Annotated in this window: 1 protein-coding gene; it reads right to left on the bottom strand. The window is 36.6% G+C overall.

Features of this window, described 5'->3' with window-relative positions; all coding sequences use genetic code 11:
• Positions 1-99 precede the first annotated feature (99 nt).
• A partial coding sequence (locus ACNKXV_RS14285; RefSeq protein WP_417908378.1) for a WxcM-like domain-containing protein occupies positions 100-295 on the bottom strand: 196 nt, incomplete at its 5' end.

The following is a 295-nucleotide window of genomic DNA, read 5'->3' as shown; positions in this document are numbered from 1 at the left end:
AATCCTTACCAATACTAGCTCCTTCCAAGACAATACTAAACTGCCAGATTTTTGTTCCTTCGCCTATATGCTTGGTGTAAACTTCTGCTAAAGGATGGATCATCTTTTAAACTTTATAAAATCTTGGTAATCTCGGATATAATCCTTTTCATCATATTTATTGGAAGCCAAAACCAAACAGATGGATCCCGATGAAAAATTATTTAACTCTCTCCACAAGCCTGAAGGCATTAAAACACCATGATAGGGCCTATTAAGATTAAAAGTCCGTTTGGTTCTCCCATCATCCACCACA

It is taken from the genome of Christiangramia aquimixticola (genome assembly GCF_048285835.1).
In the GTDB taxonomy this organism is placed as follows: domain Bacteria; phylum Bacteroidota; class Bacteroidia; order Flavobacteriales; family Flavobacteriaceae; genus Christiangramia; species Christiangramia aquimixticola.
This window is presented reverse-complemented; position numbering and strand designations above follow the sequence as displayed.